Here is an 18,740-nt window from a genome sequence, read left to right as displayed (position 1 = left end):
CATGGCTGTGCGAGTACAGGTAGGCGCGTTCGACCCGGGGGCCGAGACCAATGCCATGCACGCGGCGAATGTCGGCGTGGGCGCGGTGGTCGGTTTTGTCGGCTACGTGCGGGATTTCAACGATGGCCGCGAAGTGGCGGGGATGTTCCTCGAGCACTATCCGGGCATGACCGAAAAGGCCCTGGCCAAGATCGTGGTCGAGGCCGAGCAGCGCTGGCCGTTGCTCAAGGTGGAGGTGCTGCACCGCATCGGTGCGCTGGAACCGGGCGAGCCGATCGTGTTCGTCGGTGTGGCCAGTGCCCATCGGCAGGCGGCGTTCGATGCCTGCAACTTCATCATGGACTACCTGAAGACCCGGGCGCCGTTCTGGAAGAAGGAAAATACCCAGGAAGGGGTACGGTGGGTGGAAGGGAAGCAGAGTGACCAGGATGCCGCTGGGCGCTGGTAGATCCTTGTTTGATGGCCGGGGCGGAGCCCCGGTTCGCGGGTGAACCCGCTCCCACAGGTACTGCACAGGTTTCGGAAGCTGTGCAGTACCTGTGGGAGCGGGTTTACCCGCGAAGAGGCCGGCACAGGTCAATGGTGCTTGCGCGGCACTGGCTTCAGCAGCTCATCCGGCGGCATTTCACACTTGATCTTGCGCCCCAGCAGCTCTTCGATCGCGGGCAGCTGGTACGAGTCATCCTCACCGGCAAAGCTGATCGACACACCACTGGTGCCCGCACGGCCTGTCCGGCCAATGCGGTGCACGTAGTCGTCCGGGTCTTCCGGCAGGGTGAAGTTGATCACGTGGCTGATGCCATCGATGTGAATGCCACGCCCCGCCACGTCGGTGGCCACCAGCACGGTGATGCGCCCTTCGCGGAAGTTCTCCAGGGTACGGATACGCTTGTGCTGCGGCACGTCGCCCGACAACTGCGCGGCATTGATGCCGTCGCGCACGAGTTTTTCCTCGATGCGCCGCACTTCGTCCTTGCGGTTGGCGAACACCATCACCCGTTCCCACTTGTTCTGGGTCACCAGGTTGTACAGCAGCTTGTACTTGTCGCTGCCGGCCACCGCATAGACGTGCTGCTCCACCGTTTCGCTGGCAACGTTCTCCGGCTCGATCTCGACGATGGCCGGGTTGGTGGTCCATTGCTTGGCCAGGTTCATCACGTCGTCGGTGAAGGTGGCGGAGAACAGCAGGGTCTGGCGCTCGCTTTTCGGCGGCGTCTGGCGAATGATCTGGCGCACCTGGGGGATGAAACCCATGTCGAGCATGCGGTCGGCTTCGTCCAGCACCATCACCTCGACCATGTCCAGGTGCACCTCGCCGCGCTGGTTGAAGTCCAGCAGGCGGCCCGGAGTGGCCACCAGGATGTCGCAATGGCGCGCTTCCAGGGCCTTGAGCTGCTTGTCGAAGTCCATGCCGCCGACGAAGCTCATCACGTTCAGGCCGGTGTACTTGGTCAGGGCGATGGCATCCTTGGCGATCTGCACCACCAGCTCGCGGGTGGGCGCGATGATCAGCGCGCGTGGCTCGCCCATGTAGCGTTCCTTCGGCGGCGGCGTCTGCTGCAGCTGGGAAATGATCGAGATCAGGAACGCCGCAGTCTTGCCGGTACCGGTCTGGGCCCGGCCGATGGCGTCCTGGCCACGCAGGGTGTAACCCAGCACCTGTGCCTGGATCGGCGTGCAGTACGGGAAGCCCAGGTCGTGGATGGCGTGCATCACCTCGTTGGACAGCTTGAAGTCGTGGAAGCGGGTCTTGCCTTCCTGCGGCTCGACCACGAAGTCTTCCGGTTTCCACAGGCTGGCCTGCGGCTTGGGCTTGCGCTCGCGACGCGGTTTGTCCTTGGCCGGCTTGTCGGCGGCTGGCGTAACGGCGGCAGGCTGTTCTGCCTGTGGCGCTGGGGTGGCGCGTGGGGCGGCCGGTTTTGCCGCAGGCTGGGCCTCGCTGGCGGGTGCGGGCGCAGGCAGCGTCCCGCTGGCAGCAGGAGCGACGGCCTGTGGCGCGGCGTCTCCCTTGCCGAAAATTTTCTTGAGTGCCTTGAGCACGATCGTCTCGTCAACTGGTTAAGGAATGTACGCCGGGCAGTGTAAAGCAAGATTCAGGCGCGGCGTAGTGGAATAGCCTTACAACTACAGGCGGCCCTGGCTTATTGCAATTGCTTGCTCAGCCAGTCGTGGATGTCGCTCAACTCTTCCACCACCACTTCATGTTCCATCGGGTATTCGTGCCAGCGGGCGGCGACCCCCCAGGTATTCAGGTACTCGAAGGCGGTGCGGCCCATGGAAGGGATCACCACCGGGTCGTGCACGCCGTGCAGGCACAGGGCCGGGGTGCGTTGCTGGCAGGCGCTCAACTGATGCTGGTCGTTGAAGGTGGGGGCGTAGGTGGACAGGGCGATCACGCCACCCAGCGCTTCTTGCCACTTTATATAGGCAGTGTGCAGCACCACCGCGCCGCCCTGGGAGAAACCGGCCAGGAAGATCCGCGACAGGCTGATGCCTTTGGCCTGCTCGGCCTTGATCAGGGCAATGAGCTGCTCGGCCGATTCTTCCAGCTGCGCCTCGTCGATGGCACGGGCCGGGGTCATGGCCTTGATGTCGTACCAGCTGGGCATGGCGTAGCCGCCGTTGATGGTTACCGGGCGGGTTGGAGCCTGGGGCATGACGAAACGGGTGCTGAGCAGGCGCTCCTGCATGAATTCGGCCACTGGTAGGAAGTCGTAACGGTCGGCACCCAGGCCGTGCAACCAGATCACACAGGCATCGGCGGTTTTCTGCGGTTCGAGAATCAGCGGGTTGGTCATGACTGCTCCGAAAGTGTGCGGGTCTTGTTATGGCGTGCGTGAAAAGAAGGCGCTGGAAATGATTGTCGGAAAAAGAATGTCGCAACGATACAACTTTCCCTACTTGACGAGCGCTTAAACGCTACAGCCGTAAATTCTGGTACGCGCTTTGCAATTCAACCAATGATGCAAAGGGCAGGCCGTGACGGTAACACCCTTTGCACGCGAAGGCTGTCACAGAACAGTCCATTGCGCCATTGACCCAATAACAAGCCAATACGGGTCGGATACGCCTCAAAAGGGTGCGGTGCAATTCCGGCTCGATACAACAAGAGCGATTTGGAGGTTGTGAATGAAGATGTTGAAAACCACCCTGGCAGTCCTGACCGCTGCCGCCGCGCTGGGCGCCGTGAGCAACGCCCAGGCCGGCGCCACCCTCGATGCGGTAAAGAAGAAGGGCTTCGTCCAGTGTGGCGTGAGCGACGGTCTTCCAGGCTTCTCGGTACCTGATGCGCAGGGCAAGATCGTTGGTATCGACGCCGACGTGTGCCGCGCCGTGGCCGCCGCCGTGTTTGGCGACGCCAGCAAGGTCAAGTTCAGCCAGCTCAACGCCAAGGAACGCTTCACCGCCCTGCAGTCGGGCGAAGTCGATGTGCTGTCGCGCAACACCACCTGGACCAGCTCGCGTGATGCTGGCATGGGCTTGGTATTCGCCGGTGTTACCTACTATGACGGCGTCGGCTTCCTGGTCAACAAGAAGCTGGGTGTTTCCAGCGCCAAGGAGCTCGATGGCGCGACCATCTGCATCCAGGCGGGTACCACCACCGAGCTGAACGTGTCGGACTTCTTCCGCGCCAATGGCCTGAAATATACCCCGATCACCTTCGACACTTCCGACGAAAGCGCCAAGTCGCTGGAGTCCGGCCGTTGCGACGTGCTGACCTCGGACAAGTCGCAGCTGTTCGCCCAGCGCTCCAAGCTGGCCGCGCCGACCGACTACGTGGTACTGCCGGAAACCATCTCCAAGGAACCGCTGGGCCCGGTGGTGCGCAAAGGCGACGAGGAGTGGTTCAGCATCGTCAAGTGGACCCTGTTCGCCATGCTCAACGCCGAAGAGGCGGGCATCACCTCGAAGAACGTCGAGGCCGAGGCCAAAGGCACCAAGAACCCGGACGTCGCCCGCCTGCTGGGTGCGGACGGCGAGTACGGCAAGGACCTCAAGCTGCCCAAGGACTGGGTAGTGCAGATCGTCAAGCAAGTCGGCAACTATGGCGAAGTGTTCGAGAAGAACCTGGGCCAGGGCACCGACCTGAAGATCGACCGTGGCATGAACGCCCTGTGGAACAACGGCGGCATCCAGTACGCGCCACCTGTGCGCTGATGGCTGCACCCTGCGGCGGCATCCCGCCGCCGCAGGCTGTTCGAATCCCTACTGTCCGGGGCACTTCATGCAAAATCAAATCGGCGCACCCAAGGGCTTGTCCCTTAACGATCCGCGTGTGCGCGCGTGGCTGTTCCAGATTCTCACGATAGTCTTCGTGGTCGGTCTGGGCTGGTATCTGTTCCACAACACGCAAACCAACCTGCAACACCGGGGCATCACCTCGGGCTTCGACTTCCTCGACCGCAGTGCCGGCTTCGGCATCGCCCAGCATCTGATCCCCTACGTGGAATCCGACAGCTATGCGCGAGTGTTCGTCATCGGCCTGCTCAACACCCTGCTGGTGACCTTCATCGGCGTGGTGCTGGCGACAATCCTCGGCTTCATCATCGGTGTGGCGCGGTTGTCGCCGAACTGGATGATCAACAAGCTGGCGACCGTGTATGTGGAAACCTTCCGCAACATCCCGCCGTTGTTGCAGATCCTGTTCTGGTACTTTGCCGTGTTCCTGACCCTGCCGGGACCGCGGGGCAGCATCAATATCGACGACACCTTCTTCATCAGCAACCGTGGCCTGAACATGCCCGGCGCGTCCATGGCCGAAGGCTTCTGGCCGTTTGTCGTGGCCCTGGTCCTGGCGCTGCTGGCCATCGTGGCGATGGTGCGCTTTGCCAACAAGCGCTTCGACGAGACCGGCGTGCCGTTCCACAAGTTCTGGGTGGGGCTGGCGCTGTTCATCGCCATTCCGGGTGTTTGTGCACTGCTGTTCGGCAGCCCGGTGCACTGGGAAGTGCCGCAATTGAAAGGATTCAACTTCGTCGGTGGCTGGGTACTGATCCCCGAGCTGCTGGCGCTGACCCTGGCGTTGACCATCTACACCGCTGCGTTCATCGCCGAAATCGTGCGCTCCGGTATCCGTTCGGTCAGCCATGGCCAGACCGAGGCCGCGCGCTCGCTGGGCCTGCGCGAGGGGCCGACCCTGCGCAAGGTGATCATCCCCCAGGCCCTGCGGGTGATCATTCCGCCGCTGACCAGCCAGTACCTGAACCTGGCGAAGAACTCGTCGCTGGCGGCCGGTATCGGCTACCCGGAGATGGTCTCGCTGTTCGCCGGTACCGTGCTCAACCAGACCGGCCAGGCAATCGAGGTGATCGCCATCACCATGAGTGTCTATCTCGCCATCAGCATCAGCATTTCGCTGCTGATGAACTGGTACAACAAGCGCATTGCGCTGATCGAGCGGTGAGGATACGCCCGTGAATGCCCATGTTTTCAAACCCGACATGCCGCCACCGGTGAAAACCGTCGGCGTGCTCGCATGGATGCGTGCCAATCTGTTCTCCAGCTGGCTCAACACGCTGCTGACCCTGTTCGCCATCTACCTGGTGTGGCTGATCGTGCCACCGTTGCTGCAGTGGGCGTTGCTTGACGCCAACTGGGTCGGCACCACCCGCGCCGACTGCACCAAGGAGGGCGCCTGCTGGGTGTTCGTGCAGCAGCGCTTTGGCCAGTTCATGTATGGCTACTACCCGGCCGAGTTGCGCTGGCGCGTGGACCTGACCGTGTGGCTTGCCGTGCTCGGCGCCGCGCCGCTGTTCATCAAGCGTTTCCCGCGCAAGGCCTTCTACGGCCTGGGCTTCCTGGTGCTGTACCCGCTGCTGGCCTATGCCCTGCTGCACGGGGGCGTGCTGGGCCTGGAAAACGTACCGACCAGCCAGTGGGGCGGGCTGATGCTGACCCTGGTGATCGCCACCGTGGGCATTGTCGGCGCATTGCCGCTGGGCATCCTGCTGGCCCTGGGCCGGCGCTCGAAGATGCCGGCGGTGAAGGTGGTGTGCGTGACCTTCATCGAGTTCTGGCGCGGCGTGCCACTGATCACCGTGCTGTTCATGTCATCGGTGATGCTGCCGTTGTTCCTGCCTGAGGGCATGAGCTTCGACAAGCTGCTGCGGGCGATGATCGGCGTGATCCTGTTCCAGTCGGCGTACATCGCCGAGGTGGTGCGTGGTGGCCTGCAGGCCATCCCAAAGGGCCAGTACGAAGCTGCCGCTGCCATGGGCCTGGGCTACTGGCGGGCGATGGGCCTGGTGATTCTGCCGCAGGCGCTCAAGCTGGTGATCCCCGGCATCGTCAACACCTTCATTGCCCTGTTCAAGGACACCAGCCTGGTGATCATCATCGGCCTGTTCGACCTGCTGAACAGCGTCAAGCAAGCCGCCGCCGACCCGGCCTGGCTGGGCATGGCTACCGAGGGCTACGTGTTCGCCGCCCTGGTGTTCTGGATTTTCTGTTTCGGTATGTCCCGCTACTCCATGCATCTGGAGCGCAAGCTGGACACTGGCCACAAGCGTTAGGAGTTTCGAAATGAGTGAAGCGATCAAGCAGCCTGCCGGCCCCGAAGGCATCATCCAGATGCAGGGCGTGAACAAGTGGTACGGCCAGTTCCATGTGCTCAAGGACATCAACCTGAACGTGCGCCAGGGCGAGCGCATCGTGCTGTGCGGGCCGTCCGGCTCGGGCAAGTCCACTACCATCCGTTGCCTCAACCGCCTGGAGGAGCACCAGCAGGGGCGCATCGTGGTCGATGGTGTGGAGCTGACCAACGATCTCAAGCAGATCGAGGCCATCCGCCGCGAAGTGGGCATGGTGTTCCAGCACTTCAACCTGTTCCCGCACCTGAGCATCCTGGAAAACTGCACCCTGGCGCCGATGTGGGTGCGCAAGATGCCGCGGCGCAAGGCCGAGGAAATCGCCATGCACTACCTGGAGCGGGTGCGTATTCCGGAGCAGGCGCACAAGTACCCGGGGCAGTTGTCCGGTGGCCAGCAGCAGCGTGTGGCGATTGCTCGCGCGTTGTGCATGAAGCCGAAGATCATGCTGTTCGACGAACCGACCTCGGCGCTGGACCCTGAAATGGTCAAGGAGGTGCTCGATACCATGGTGGGCCTGGCCGAGGATGGCATGACCATGCTCTGCGTGACCCACGAGATGGGCTTTGCCCGGACCGTGGCGAACCGGGTGATCTTCATGGACAAGGGCGAGATCGTCGAGCAGGCGGCGCCGGATGACTTCTTCGACCGGCCACGCAGTGACCGGACCAAGTTGTTCCTTAGCCAGATCCTGCATTGATGCAAAAGGGGCCGCTTTGCGGCCCATCGCCGGCAAGCCAGCTCCCACAGTTATCACATCAGCCTCAAGCCCTGTGCAATACCTGTGGGAGCTGGTTTGCCGGCGATGGGCTGCAAAGCAGCCCCAGATCGAAGCCTTACTTCTCTTCCTTGGCGACTGCCGGCGCCGGTGGCGGCCGCAGCCCCACCTCGGCGATCAGCTTCAGCTGCTGCCCATTGCGCATCACCTCGATGGTGATCTTCTCGTTGGGCTTGATCCGCGCCACCTGGTTCATCGACTTGCGCCCGTCACCGGCCGGCTCGCCGTTGATGCTCAGGATCACGTCACCCAGCTGCAAACCGGCCTTTGCCGCCGGCCCTTCGCGGAAGATACCCGCCACCACGATGCCCGGGCGGTCCTTCATGCCGTACGATTCGGCCAGCTCCTGGCTCAGCGGCTGTACTTCGATACCCAGCCAGCCACGGATCACCTGGCCGTGCTCGATGATCGACTTCATCACCTCCAGCGCCAGTTTCACCGGGATGGCGAAGCCGATGCCCTGCGAACCGCCGGATTTGGAGAAGATCGCCGTGTTGATGCCGATCAGGTTGCCGTTGGCATCCACCAGCGCACCGCCGGAGTTGCCCGGGTTGATCGCGGCGTCGGTCTGGATGAAGTCTTCGTAGTTGTTCAGGCCCAGCTGGTTGCGGCCAGTGGCGCTGATGATGCCCATGGTCACGGTCTGGCCGACCCCGAACGGGTTACCGATGGCCAGCGAAACGTCGCCGATGTGAATGTTGTCGGAGCGGCCGATGGTGATCGCCGGCAGGCTCTTCAGGTCGATCTTCAGCACCGCCAGGTCGGTTTCCGGGTCGCTGCCGATGACCCGGGCCAGGGTCTCGCGGCCATCCTTCAGGGCCACGACGATCTGGTCGGCACCGCTGGTGACGTGGTTGTTGGTCAGCAGGTAGCCCTCGGGGCTCATGATCACCGCCGAGCCCAGGCTCGACTCCCAGCGGCGCTGCTTGGGCAGGTTGTCGCCGAAGAAACGGCGGAACTGCGGGTCTTCGAACAACGGGTGGGCGCTCTTGTTCACCACCTTGGTGGTGTACAGGTTGACCACCGTCGGGGCGGCCAGGGTCACGGCGTCGGCGTAGGAAACCGGGCCCTGCATGATCCGCGAGGTCTGCGGCGCCTGTTGCAGGTTGACGTCCTGACTGGGCAGGCCGACCCATTCCGGGAAGCGCTGGATGATCAGCATGGCGATCAGTACGCCGGTAAGCAGGGGCCAGCCAAAATAACGCAAAGCCTTGAACATGAATGAATCCTGGAAAGAGCCGGGGGACGGTGACCGTGCGGTGGGGCATGAGCGCGCGCGATCATACACCGGTTCCCCCAGTGCCGGCGACGGCCCATAATGGCCGGCATTATACGGGCGTTGCATGGGCGTTGTGCCCGAGAAAAACGCAGATTTCGAGGAGATTTTCATGGCCGTCGCTCTGAACACCCTGGTCGAGGAAGCCGAGCGTTACCTGGGCAGCGCGAAGATCCAGGATTATTGCCCCAACGGCCTGCAGGTCGAAGGCCGGCCGCAGGTCAGCCGCATCGTCAGCGGCGTTACCGCCAGCCAGGCGCTGCTGGATGCGGCGGTCGAGGCCGAGGCCGACCTGGTGCTGGTGCACCATGGCTACTTCTGGAAGGGTGAGAACCCGTGCGTCACCGGTATCCGGCAGCGCCGGCTGAAGACCCTGTTGAACAACGACATCAGCCTGCTGGCGTTCCACCTGCCGCTGGATGTGCACCCGGACGTGGGCAACAACGTGCAACTGGCGCGGCAGCTGGACATTACTGTCGAAGGGCCGCTGGACCCTGAGAACCCCAAGGTAGTCGGCATGGTCGGCTCGCTGGCCGAGCCGATGACCGCCCGCGACTTCGCCCGGCGGGTGCGGGAGGTGCTGGGGCGTGAGCCTTTGCTGGTCGAAGGTGAGCAGATGATCCGCCGGGTCGGCTGGTGCACCGGGGGCGGGCAGGGCTACATCGACACGGCGATCGCGGCCGGGGTGGACCTGTACCTGACCGGCGAGGCGTCGGAGCAGACCTACCATAGTGCCCGCGAGAATGGCGTCAGCTTCATTGCCGCCGGGCACCATGCCACAGAGCGGTATGGGGTACAGGCGCTGGGTGATTACCTGGCGCGGCGCTTTGCCGTGGAGCACCTGTTCATCGATTGCCCGAACCCGATCTGACATTGGCGTCGCCTTCTTCGCGGGTAAACCCGCTCCCACAGGGACAGTGTTGATCCCAGGCCTGCGGGATCCCTGTGGGAGCGGGTTTACCCGCGAATAGGCCAGGCCTGCTGGCCCAAACCCGCAGTCATATCGTTAGACTTTTTCGATCTAGCCTGCCTCCTAAATAGAAGCAGCCGCTGTGATAAAGTGGCTCGCTCGAACACGGCCCGCAGGCCGTCCATAAGATCGTTTTTCGTGAGTAGCCATGGTCGACAAACTGACGCACTTGAAACAGCTGGAGGCGGAGAGCATCCACATCATCCGCGAGGTGGCCGCCGAGTTCGACAACCCGGTGATGCTGTACTCGATCGGCAAGGATTCCGCCGTGATGCTGCACCTGGCGCGCAAGGCCTTCTTCCCGGGCAAGCTGCCGTTCCCGGTGATGCACGTCGACACCCAGTGGAAATTCCAGGAGATGTACAGCTTCCGCGACAAGATGGTCGAGGAAATGGGCCTGGAGCTGATCACCCACGTCAACCCCGAGGGTGTGGCGCAGGGCATCAACCCGTTCACCCATGGCAGCTCCAAGCACACCGACATCATGAAGACCCAGGGCCTGAAGCAGGCGCTGGACAAGCATGGTTTCGACGCCGCCTTCGGTGGTGCGCGCCGCGACGAAGAGAAATCGCGGGCCAAGGAGCGCGTGTACTCGTTCCGTGACAGCAAGCACCGCTGGGACCCGAAGAACCAGCGCCCGGAACTGTGGAACGTGTACAACGGCAAGGTCAACAAGGGCGAGTCGATCCGCGTCTTCCCGCTGTCGAACTGGACCGAGCTGGACATCTGGCAGTACATCTACCTCGAAGGCATCCCGATCGTGCCGCTGTACTTCGCCGCCGAGCGTGAAGTCATCGAGAAGAACGGCACCCTGATCATGATCGACGACGAACGCATCCTCGAACATCTCACCGATGAAGAGAAAGCGCGCATCGTCAAGAAGAAGGTGCGTTTCCGTACCCTTGGCTGCTACCCGTTGACGGGTGCTGTCGAGTCGGAAGCCGAGACCCTGACGGACATCATCCAGGAAATGCTCCTGACCCGTACGTCCGAACGCCAGGGCCGTGTCATCGACCACGATGGCGCCGGTTCCATGGAAGACAAGAAACGCCAAGGCTACTTCTAATTTCAGGGTTACTCCATGTCGCACCAATCTGATCTGATCAGCGAGGACATCCTCGCCTACCTGGCCCAGCACGAGCGCAAGGAACTGCTGCGCTTTCTGACCTGCGGCAACGTCGACGACGGCAAGAGCACCCTGATCGGGCGCCTGCTGCACGACTCGAAGATGATCTACGAGGACCACCTCGAGGCCATCACCCGTGATTCGAAGAAAGTCGGCACCACCGGCGAGGAAGTCGACCTGGCACTGCTGGTCGACGGCCTGCAGGCCGAGCGCGAGCAGGGCATCACCATCGATGTCGCCTACCGCTACTTCTCCACCGCCAAGCGCAAGTTCATCATTGCCGACACCCCGGGCCACGAGCAGTACACCCGCAACATGGCTACCGGCGCGTCCACCTGCGACCTGGCGATCATCCTGGTCGACGCCCGCTACGGCGTGCAGACCCAGACCCGCCGCCACAGCTACATTGCCTCGTTGCTGGGCATCAAGCACATCGTCGTCGCGGTCAACAAGATGGACCTCAAGGGCTTCGATCAGGACGTCTTCGAGTCGATCAAGGCCGACTACCTGAAGTTCGCCGAAGCCATCAACCTGACCCCGAGCAGCCTGCACTTCGTGCCGATGTCGGCGCTCAAGGGCGACAACGTGGTCAACCACAGCGAGCGTTCGCCGTGGTACGCCGGCCCGACGCTGATGGAAATCCTCGAAACCGTCGAAGTGTCGGCCGACCGCAACTTCACCGACCTGCGCTTCCCGGTGCAGTACGTCAACCGTCCGAACCTGAACTTCCGTGGCTTCGCCGGCACCATCGCCAGCGGCGTAGTGCACAAGGGCGACGAAATCGTCGTGCTGCCGTCGGGCAAGAGCAGCCGCGTCAAGTCCATCGTCACCTACGAAGGCGAGCTGGAAAACGCAGGCCCTGGCCAGGCCGTGACCCTGACCATGGAAGACGAGATCGACATCTCCCGTGGCGACCTGCTGGTGCATGCCGACAACGTCCCGCCGGTCACCGACCAGTTCGACGCCATGCTGGTGTGGATGGCCGAGGAGCCGATGCTCCCGGGCAAGAAATACGACATCAAGCGCGCCACGAGCTACGTGCCGGGCTCGATTGCCAGCATCACCCACAAGGTCGATGTGAACACCCTGGAGCAGGGCGCTGCCAGCGCGCTGCAGCTGAACGAGATCGGCCGCGTCAAGGTGTCCCTGGACGCCTCGATCGCCCTGGACGGTTACGACAGCAACCGCACCACCGGTGCGTTCATCGTCATCGACCGCCTGACCAACGGCACCGTCGGCGCCGGCATGATCATCGCCCCGCCAGTCCTGCCGCACGGCAGCACCGGCCATCATGGCAAGCTGTGCCATGTGGCCACCGAAGAGCGCGCCCTGCGCTTCGGCCAGCAGCCTGCGACCGTGCTGTTCAGCGGCCTGTCCGGCGCTGGCAAGAGCACCCTGGCCTACGCCGTGGAGCGCAAGCTGTTCGATATGGGCCGTGCGGTGTACGTGCTCGACGGCCAGAACCTGCGCCACGACCTGAACAAGGGCCTGCCACAGGACCGCGCTGGCCGTACCGAAAACTGGCGCCGCGCCGCCCACGTGGCGCGCCAGTTCAACGAAGCCGGCCTGCTGACCCTGGCTGCGTTCGTGGCCCCGGATGCCGAAGGCCGTGAACAGGCCAAGGCGTTGATCGGCAAGGAGCGCCTGGTGACCGTTTACGTCCAGGCCTCGCCGCTGGCCTGCCGTGAGCGTGACCCGCAAGGCTTGTACGCTGCTGGTGGCGATAACATCCCGGGCGAAAGCTTCCCGTACGATGTGCCGCTGGACGCCGACCTTGTGATCGACACCCAGGCCACCAGCGTGGACGAGGGTGTGAAACAGGTGCTGGACGTGCTGCGTCAGCGTGGTGCGATCTAAGCGCCAGGCTGCCTGCAAGAAAAACCCCGCTTCGGCGGGGTTTTTCGTTTCTATGCCCGCCATACATGCGCGTGTCTCCTGTGGGAGCGGCCTTGTGTCGCGAAAGGGCTGCACAGCAGCCCCCGGGTCTCAGCACTGATGCACAAATTGCTGGGGCTGCTGCGCAGCCCTTTCGCGACACAAGGCCGCTCCCACAAAGGATTGCGCGAGCTTTGGATTTTGAGCAAGGCAGTTGTTCCCGCATCGACTGTGCATGTCGTTCAGATGTGTTTTTCCGACACCGGTATCACCCGCCGCTCCTTCACTGCCTTGTAGGAAAAACTCGAGTAGATCTCCTTCACCCCCGGCAACCGCTGCAGCACTTCCCGGGTGAACTCGCCAAACGACTCCAGATCCCGCGCCAGAATCTCCAGCAAGAAGTCGTAGCGCCCGGAGATGTTGTGGCAGGCGACAATCTCGGGAATTTCCATCAGCCGCTGCTCGAACGCCAGCGCCATGTCCTTGGTGTGCGAGTCCATCATGATGCTGACGAACGCGGTCACGCCAAACCCCAGCGACTTGGGCGAGAGGATGGCCTGGTAGCCGGTGATGTAGCCGTTGTCCTCCAGCAACTTGACCCGCCGCCAGCACGGCGAAGTGGTCAGGGCTACCTGGTCGGCAAGTTCGGCAACGGTGAGGCGGGCGTTGTCCTGCAGGGCAGCGAGCAGGGCGCGGTCGGTGCGGTCGAGGCTTGAAGGCATGTTTTGCCCTCCTGGTCCGGTAATTATTGTTTTTGTTCCAGCAAGCACTTGGATGCGTGGGCTATTTTGGAAAAAATCGGGCAGCTCGGTGGCATAAGCTTATAGCAAACCACAAGAGGCTGTTGCCATGCGCGACTCCCATAACAACACCGGTTTTTCCACGCGGGCCATTCACCATGGCTACGACCCGCTTTCCCACGGTGGCGCCCTGGTGCCGCCGGTGTACCAGACCGCTACCTATGCCTTCCCCACCGTGGAATACGGCGCTGCCTGCTTCGCCGGGGAGGAGCCGGGGCATTTCTACAGCCGCATCTCCAACCCTACCCTGGCCCTGCTGGAACAGCGCATGGCCTCGCTGGAGGGCGGCGAGGCGGGGTTGGCATTGGCGTCGGGCATGGGGGCCATCACCTCGACGATCTGGACCCTGCTGCGCCCCGGCGATGAGCTGATCGTCGGGCGTACTTTGTACGGCTGCACCTTTGCTTTCCTGCACCATGGCATTGGCGAATTCGGGGTGAAGATCCGCCATGTCGACCTGAACGACGCCAAGGCCCTGAAAGCGGCGATCAACAGCAAAACGCGGATGATCTACTTCGAAACGCCGGCCAACCCCAACATGCAGCTGGTGGATATCGCCGCGGTGGCCGAGGCGGTGCGCGGGCATGATGTGCATGTGGTGGTCGACAACACCTACTGCACGCCCTACCTGCAGCGGCCGCTGGAGCTGGGGGCGGACCTGGTGGTGCATTCGGCGACCAAGTACCTCAGTGGCCACGGTGATATCACTGCCGGGCTGGTGGTGGGGCGCAAGGCGCTCGTCGACCGCATTCGCCTGGAAGGGCTGAAGGACATGACCGGGGCGGTGCTGTCGCCCCACGATGCGGCGCTGCTGATGCGCGGGATCAAGACCCTCGCCCTGCGCATGGACCGCCATTGCGCCAATGCCCTGCAGGTGGCGGAGTTTCTGGCCCGGCAGCCGCAGGTGGAGCTGATTCACTACCCGGGGTTGCCGTCGTTTGCCCAGTACGAGCTGGCGCAGCGGCAGATGCGTTTGCCGGGCGGGATGATCGCCTTCGAGCTCAAGGGTGGTATCGAGGCCGGGCGCAGGTTCATGAATGCCCTGCAACTGTTTGCCCGTGCGGTGAGCCTGGGCGATACCGAGTCGCTGGCGCAGCATCCGGCGAGCATGACGCACTCCAGCTATACCGCGAAGGAGCGGGCGCATCACGGGATATCGGAGGGGCTGGTGCGCCTGTCGGTGGGGCTGGAGGATGTGGAGGACCTGCTGGCGGATGTCGAGCAGGCATTGCAGGCTTGCAGCTAGGTTGCCTGGGCCGGCCTCTTCGCGGGTAAACCCGCTCCCACAGGTCAGGCGCAGTGTTTGAAACCTGCGCCGACCCTGTGGGAGCGGGTTCACCCGCGAAGAGGCCAGTGAATCCAGCCCACAAAAAAGGCCTCTTGCGAGGCCTTTTTCATGTTCGGCAGATCAGCGCTTGAGCCCGTAGCTCTCGTCAAGCATGCCCGGCGAGTTCGGCGCTTTCGGCGCGTAGTCGCGCGGTACTTCGGCAGTGTCCTTCGGCGGGGTCAGGCGGTCACGTGGGCCCTGGCTGCCTTCGGAATGCAGGGCGGCCAGCAGGCGCTGACGGGTCACGTCGTCGAGGGCCAGGGTATTGGCGCCGTCGGCCAGGTGATCCTGGACGTCCTGATAGCTCTGGGTCAGTTTCTTGACCAGCACGGCGGTGCTGTTGAAGTGGGTGACCACTTCGTTCTGGTAGCTGTCGAAACGCTTCTGGATGTCATCCAGCTGACGCTGGGTGCTGCTCGGCGCGGCATTGGGCAGCAGGCGAGCGACGACGAAACCAACCACCACGCCGATGACCAGGGCCAGGGTCGGCAACAACCAAACAAGGAGCGAGAGTTCCACGAGTCCTTCCTCTATAAACGGCTTTGCTTTACGTTAACGGCTCAGACCTGCGCTGTATACCGCGAGCGATCGCAAATCAGAACAGAATTCCTCACCTAGACGAATCGACCCCTCCCGAGGTCACGGAGTAGTGCCTTGCTTGTCCGCGAAACCCCCTTGTTCATCGATGGCCCCAGCGGCCAGCTGGAAGCCTTGTACCTGGACGTGGCCAATGCACGTGGCGCGGTGCTGATCTGCCACCCCAACCCGGTCCAGGGTGGCACCATGCTCAACAAGGTGGTCTCGACCCTGCAACGCACCGCCCGCGACGCCGGCTACGTGACCTTGCGGTTCAACTACCGTGGCGTCGGGCAGAGCGCCGGCACCCATGACATGGGCGCTGGCGAGGTAGCCGATGCCGAGGCCGCTGCGGCCTGGCTGCGCGAGAAGCATCTGGGCCTGCCGCTGGTGCTGATGGGCTTCTCGTTCGGTGGCTTCGTCGCCACCAGCCTGGCCGGCCGCCTGGAGGCCGCCGGGGTAGAGCTGCAGCAGTTGTTCATGATCGCCCCAGCGGTCATGCGCCTGACGGCGGATTTCCCGCTGCCGCAGCGCTGCCCGATCACCGTGGTGCAGCCGGACGCCGACGAAGTCGTCGCCCCGCAGCTGGTTTACGAATGGTCCGACAGCCTGTCGCGCCCCCATGAGCTGCTGAAAGTGGCAGAATGCGGACACTTCTTCCATGGCAAGCTGACCGATCTGAAGGATCTGCTGCTGCCGCGCCTTTCGAACTGAGCCAAGCCTGAATAAGCGAACACCCATGACCACGCGCATTCTTACCGGTATCACCACCACCGGCACTCCGCACCTGGGCAACTACGCCGGCGCCATCCGCCCGGCGATCCGTGCCAGCCAGCAGCCCGGTGTCGACTCGTTCTATTTCCTGGCCGACTACCACGCTCTGATCAAGTGCGACGACCCGCTGCGTATCCAGCGTTCGCGCCTGGAAATCGCCGCCACCTGGCTGGCCGGTGGCCTCGATCCGGACAAGGTGACCTTCTACCGCCAGTCCGATATCCCGGAAATCCCCGAGCTGACCTGGCTGCTGACCTGCGTCAGCGCCAAGGGCCTGCTCAACCGCGCGCACGCCTACAAGGCCTCGGTGGACAAGAACCTGGAAAACGGCGAAGACCCGGATGCCGGCGTGACCATGGGCCTGTACAGCTACCCGGTGCTGATGGCCGCGGACATCCTGATGTTCAACGCCAACAAGGTGCCGGTCGGCCGTGACCAGATCCAGCACGTGGAAATGGCCCGCGACATCGGCCAACGCTTCAACCACCTGTTCGGCCAGGGCAAGGACTTCTTCGCCCTGCCGGAAGCGGTGATCGAAGAGAGCGTGGCGACCCTGCCGGGCCTGGACGGGCGCAAGATGTCCAAGAGCTACGACAACACCATCCCGCTGTTCACCAGCGCCAAGGAGATGAAAGACGCCATCTCGCGCATCGTCACCGACTCGCGTGCGCCTGGCGAAGCGAAAGACCCGGACAACGCTCACCTGTTCACCCTGTTCCAGGCCTTCTCGACGCCGGCGCAGTGCGCCGAGTTCCGTGAAGAGCTGCTGCAGGGCCTGGGCTGGGGCGAGGCCAAGCAGCGCCTGTTCCAGCTGCTGGACGGCCAGTTGGCCGAGAAGCGCGAGTACTACCACCAGCTGATCGCCCGCCCGGCGGACCTGGAAGACATCCTGTTGGCCGGTGCCGCCAAGGCTCGCAAGATCGCCACGCCATTCCTCGAGCAACTGCGCGAGGCCGTTGGCCTGCGTTCGTTCCGCAGCAGCGTGCAGGCCAGCACCGAAGTGAAGAAGAAGGCCGCCAAGAGCGCGCGTTTCCTCAGCTTCCGCGATGAAGACGGCAGCTTCCGCTTCCGCCTGCTGGCCGCTGACGGCGAACAACTGCTGCTGTCGCGCAGCTTTGCCGACGGCAAGAGCGCCGGCGCCGTGAGTAAGCAGCTGCAGCAAGGTGGCGAGGCGGATGTGCGCGTCGAAGGCCTGGGCTTCGGCCTGTGGCTGAACGGCGAACAGGTTGCCGACGGGCCGCAGTTCGACAGCGCCGAAGCCCGTGATTCGGCCATTGAAAGCCTGCGTGCAGCGCTTGCGCCTCAACCGGACTGAGGCATTTCGCCTGTAGGAGCGGGTTTACCCGCGAACACCGGCAAAGCCGGTGCCATCCAGCACTTAGTTGGTCTGGATGAGGCATATTGACGCAAGTCGCATTGCCATTAAGCGGGCCTGTCGCTACAGTGACGGCCCGTTTTTTGTTGCCTCGCTAACGAATCATGACGCCCCTAGAACGATATCAAGCAGATCTGAAACGTCCCGACTTCTTCCATGACGCGGCGCAGGAAACTGCGGTGCGTCACCTGCAGCGCCTGTACGACGACCTGGTGCACGCGCAGAACAACAAGCCGGGCGTGTTCGGCAAGCTGTTCGGCAAGAAGGAGCAGACCCCGGTCAAGGGCCTGTACTTCTGGGGTGGGGTAGGGCGCGGCAAGACCTACCTGGTCGATACCTTCTTCGAGGCGCTGCCGTTCAAGCAGAAGATGCGCACGCACTTCCACCGCTTCATGAAGCGTGTGCACGAGGAAATGAAAACCCTCAAGGGCGAGAAGAACCCGCTGACCATCATTGCCAAGCGCTTCAGCGAAGAAGCCAAGGTCATCTGTTTCGACGAGTTCTTCGTATCGGACATTACCGACGCGATGATCCTCGGCACCCTGATGGAAGAGTTGTTCAAGAACGGCGTATCGCTGGTGGCTACTTCCAACATCGTGCCGGACGGCCTGTACAAGGACGGCCTGCAGCGCGCGCGCTTCCTGCCCGCCATCGCCATGATCAAGCAGTACACCGAGGTGGTGAACGTCGACAGCGGGGTCGACTACCGCCTGCGTCACCTGGAGCAGGCCGAGCTGTACCACTACCCGCTCGATGAGGCGGCGCACCAGAGCCTGCGCGCCAGCTTCAAGGCGCTGACCCCTGAATGCACCCAGGCGGTCGAGAACGACGTGCTGATGATCGAGAATCGCCCGATCAATGCCCTGCTTACCTGTGACGACGTGGCCTGGTTCGACTTCCGCGCCCTGTGCGACGGCCCCCGCAGCCAGAACGACTACATCGAACTGGGCAAGATCTTCCATGCCGTGCTGTTGAGCAACGTGGAGCAGATGGGTGTCACCACCGACGACATCGCCCGCCGCTTCATCAACATGGTGGACGAGTTCTACGACCGCAACGTCAAGCTGATCATCTCGGCCGAGGTGGAGCTGAAGGACTTGTATACCGGTGGGCGCTTGGCCTTCGAGTTCCAGCGTACCCTGAGCCGCTTGCTGGAGATGCAGTCGCACGAGTTTCTGGCGCGGGCGCACAAGCCCTGAGAATCCGGGGCCGCTTTGCGGCCCTTTCGCGACACAAGGCCGCTCCTACAGGATTACACGATTCCCTGTAGGAGCGG

The 18,740-nt window shown here is 63.0% G+C and carries 17 protein-coding genes; 12 read left to right on the top strand and 5 right to left on the bottom strand.

What is annotated here, in order from left to right; genetic code table 11:
* Position 1: 1 nt before the first annotated feature.
* Positions 2–448 (top strand): molybdopterin synthase catalytic subunit MoaE, encoded by a 447-nt coding sequence (moaE, locus tag CAG46_RS07300; protein ID WP_085614306.1) that lies wholly within the window; start codon positions 2–4, stop codon positions 446–448.
* A 128-nt stretch (positions 449–576) separates the two neighbouring features.
* Here the strand turns inward: moaE and rhlB are convergent, their stop codons facing one another.
* Complete coding sequence (gene rhlB / locus CAG46_RS07295) at positions 577–2,040, bottom strand: ATP-dependent RNA helicase RhlB (protein WP_085614305.1); 1,464 nt, start codon at positions 2,038–2,040, stop codon at positions 577–579.
* Between the two features lie 101 nt (positions 2,041–2,141).
* On the bottom strand, positions 2,142–2,798 hold the full coding sequence (locus CAG46_RS07290; protein WP_025340573.1) for an alpha/beta hydrolase: 657 nt from the start codon (positions 2,796–2,798) through the stop codon (positions 2,142–2,144).
* A gap of 331 nt (positions 2,799–3,129) precedes the next feature.
* Between CAG46_RS07290 and CAG46_RS07285 the strand changes: the two genes are divergently transcribed.
* The 4 genes from CAG46_RS07285 to CAG46_RS07270 all read left to right on the top strand — a co-directional run bounded on the left by CAG46_RS07285 (position 3,130) and on the right by CAG46_RS07270 (position 7,287).
* Positions 3,130–4,158: an amino acid ABC transporter substrate-binding protein gene (locus CAG46_RS07285; protein ID WP_085614304.1), complete on the top strand. Its 1,029-nt coding sequence runs from the start codon at positions 3,130–3,132 to the stop codon at positions 4,156–4,158.
* 67 nt (positions 4,159–4,225) lie between these two features.
* Positions 4,226–5,404, top strand: coding sequence for an amino acid ABC transporter permease (locus tag CAG46_RS07280; RefSeq protein ID WP_025340572.1), 1,179 nt, complete (start codon positions 4,226–4,228; stop codon positions 5,402–5,404).
* Positions 5,405–5,414: 10 nt separating this feature from the next.
* The gene (locus CAG46_RS07275; protein ID WP_025340571.1) at positions 5,415–6,512 is read left to right on the top strand and encodes an amino acid ABC transporter permease; all 1,098 of its coding nucleotides are present in this window, start codon (positions 5,415–5,417) and stop codon (positions 6,510–6,512) included.
* Between the two features lie 10 nt (positions 6,513–6,522).
* Complete coding sequence (locus CAG46_RS07270; RefSeq protein WP_003251792.1) at positions 6,523–7,287, top strand: amino acid ABC transporter ATP-binding protein; 765 nt, start codon at positions 6,523–6,525, stop codon at positions 7,285–7,287.
* 136 nt (positions 7,288–7,423) lie between these two features.
* Here CAG46_RS07270 and algW read toward each other — a convergent pair whose 3' ends face one another.
* On the bottom strand, positions 7,424–8,584 hold the full coding sequence (gene algW / locus CAG46_RS07265; RefSeq protein WP_025340570.1) for a Do family serine endopeptidase AlgW: 1,161 nt from the start codon (positions 8,582–8,584) through the stop codon (positions 7,424–7,426).
* A 169-nt stretch (positions 8,585–8,753) separates the two neighbouring features.
* Here algW and CAG46_RS07260 point away from each other — a divergent pair, with 169 nt between their 5' ends.
* The 3 genes from CAG46_RS07260 to cysN all read left to right on the top strand — a co-directional run bounded on the left by CAG46_RS07260 (position 8,754) and on the right by cysN (position 12,594).
* Positions 8,754–9,512 (top strand): Nif3-like dinuclear metal center hexameric protein, encoded by a 759-nt coding sequence (locus tag CAG46_RS07260; RefSeq protein ID WP_075046277.1) that lies wholly within the window; start codon positions 8,754–8,756, stop codon positions 9,510–9,512.
* A 247-nt stretch (positions 9,513–9,759) separates the two neighbouring features.
* Positions 9,760–10,677, top strand: a complete 918-nt coding sequence (gene cysD / locus CAG46_RS07255; protein WP_013974136.1) for a sulfate adenylyltransferase subunit CysD — start codon at positions 9,760–9,762, stop codon at positions 10,675–10,677.
* 15 nt (positions 10,678–10,692) lie between these two features.
* On the top strand, positions 10,693–12,594 hold the full coding sequence (cysN, locus tag CAG46_RS07250) for a sulfate adenylyltransferase subunit CysN (RefSeq protein WP_085592155.1): 1,902 nt from the start codon (positions 10,693–10,695) through the stop codon (positions 12,592–12,594).
* A 260-nt stretch (positions 12,595–12,854) separates the two neighbouring features.
* On the opposite strand, the gene CAG46_RS07245 is transcribed toward cysN, so the two are convergent.
* Positions 12,855–13,334, bottom strand: coding sequence for an Lrp/AsnC family transcriptional regulator (locus CAG46_RS07245; protein WP_016498026.1), 480 nt, complete (start codon positions 13,332–13,334; stop codon positions 12,855–12,857).
* A gap of 127 nt (positions 13,335–13,461) precedes the next feature.
* On the opposite strand from CAG46_RS07245, the gene CAG46_RS07240 reads away from it, so the two are divergent.
* Positions 13,462–14,658, top strand: a complete 1,197-nt coding sequence (locus tag CAG46_RS07240; RefSeq protein ID WP_085614303.1) for a methionine gamma-lyase — start codon at positions 13,462–13,464, stop codon at positions 14,656–14,658.
* A gap of 162 nt (positions 14,659–14,820) precedes the next feature.
* Here the strand turns inward: CAG46_RS07240 and CAG46_RS07235 are convergent, their stop codons facing one another.
* Positions 14,821–15,258: a YhcB family protein gene (locus tag CAG46_RS07235; protein ID WP_025340565.1), complete on the bottom strand. Its 438-nt coding sequence runs from the start codon at positions 15,256–15,258 to the stop codon at positions 14,821–14,823.
* Positions 15,259–15,393: 135 nt separating this feature from the next.
* On the opposite strand from CAG46_RS07235, the gene CAG46_RS07230 reads away from it, so the two are divergent.
* From CAG46_RS07230 to zapE, 3 genes are all read left to right on the top strand, one after another.
* Positions 15,394–16,029: an alpha/beta hydrolase gene (locus CAG46_RS07230; protein ID WP_085614302.1), complete on the top strand. Its 636-nt coding sequence runs from the start codon at positions 15,394–15,396 to the stop codon at positions 16,027–16,029.
* Positions 16,030–16,054: 25 nt separating this feature from the next.
* Positions 16,055–17,404: a tryptophan--tRNA ligase gene (locus CAG46_RS07225; protein WP_085614301.1), complete on the top strand. Its 1,350-nt coding sequence runs from the start codon at positions 16,055–16,057 to the stop codon at positions 17,402–17,404.
* Positions 17,405–17,568: 164 nt separating this feature from the next.
* Positions 17,569–18,663, top strand: a complete 1,095-nt coding sequence (zapE, locus tag CAG46_RS07220) for a cell division protein ZapE (RefSeq protein WP_025340562.1) — start codon at positions 17,569–17,571, stop codon at positions 18,661–18,663.
* Positions 18,664–18,740 lie beyond the last annotated feature (77 nt).

This window comes from Pseudomonas sp. B23(2017) (assembly GCF_002113725.1).
Lineage (GTDB): Bacteria > Pseudomonadota > Gammaproteobacteria > Pseudomonadales > Pseudomonadaceae > Aquipseudomonas > Aquipseudomonas putida_Z.
This window is presented reverse-complemented; position numbering and strand designations above follow the sequence as displayed.

What these genes read in the sequence shown, in the direction of transcription:
- moaE (WP_085614306.1), top strand. Translation starts at nt 2, where the DNA reads ATGGCTGTGCGAGTACAGGTAGGCGCGTTCGACCCGGGGGCCGAGACC.
- CAG46_RS07290 (WP_025340573.1), bottom strand. Translation starts at nt 2,798, where the DNA reads ATGACCAACCCGCTGATTCTCGAACCGCAGAAAACCGCCGATGCCTGT.
- CAG46_RS07285 (WP_085614304.1), top strand. Translation starts at nt 3,130, where the DNA reads ATGAAGATGTTGAAAACCACCCTGGCAGTCCTGACCGCTGCCGCCGCG.
- CAG46_RS07280 (WP_025340572.1), top strand. Translation starts at nt 4,226, where the DNA reads ATGCAAAATCAAATCGGCGCACCCAAGGGCTTGTCCCTTAACGATCCG.
- CAG46_RS07270 (WP_003251792.1), top strand. Translation starts at nt 6,523, where the DNA reads ATGAGTGAAGCGATCAAGCAGCCTGCCGGCCCCGAAGGCATCATCCAG.
- algW (WP_025340570.1), bottom strand. Translation starts at nt 8,584, where the DNA reads ATGTTCAAGGCTTTGCGTTATTTTGGCTGGCCCCTGCTTACCGGCGTA.
- CAG46_RS07260 (WP_075046277.1), top strand. Translation starts at nt 8,754, where the DNA reads ATGGCCGTCGCTCTGAACACCCTGGTCGAGGAAGCCGAGCGTTACCTG.
- cysD (WP_013974136.1), top strand. Translation starts at nt 9,760, where the DNA reads ATGGTCGACAAACTGACGCACTTGAAACAGCTGGAGGCGGAGAGCATC.
- cysN (WP_085592155.1), top strand. Translation starts at nt 10,693, where the DNA reads ATGTCGCACCAATCTGATCTGATCAGCGAGGACATCCTCGCCTACCTG.
- CAG46_RS07245 (WP_016498026.1), bottom strand. Translation starts at nt 13,334, where the DNA reads ATGCCTTCAAGCCTCGACCGCACCGACCGCGCCCTGCTCGCTGCCCTG.
- CAG46_RS07240 (WP_085614303.1), top strand. Translation starts at nt 13,462, where the DNA reads ATGCGCGACTCCCATAACAACACCGGTTTTTCCACGCGGGCCATTCAC.
- CAG46_RS07225 (WP_085614301.1), top strand. Translation starts at nt 16,055, where the DNA reads ATGACCACGCGCATTCTTACCGGTATCACCACCACCGGCACTCCGCAC.
- zapE (WP_025340562.1), top strand. Translation starts at nt 17,569, where the DNA reads ATGACGCCCCTAGAACGATATCAAGCAGATCTGAAACGTCCCGACTTC.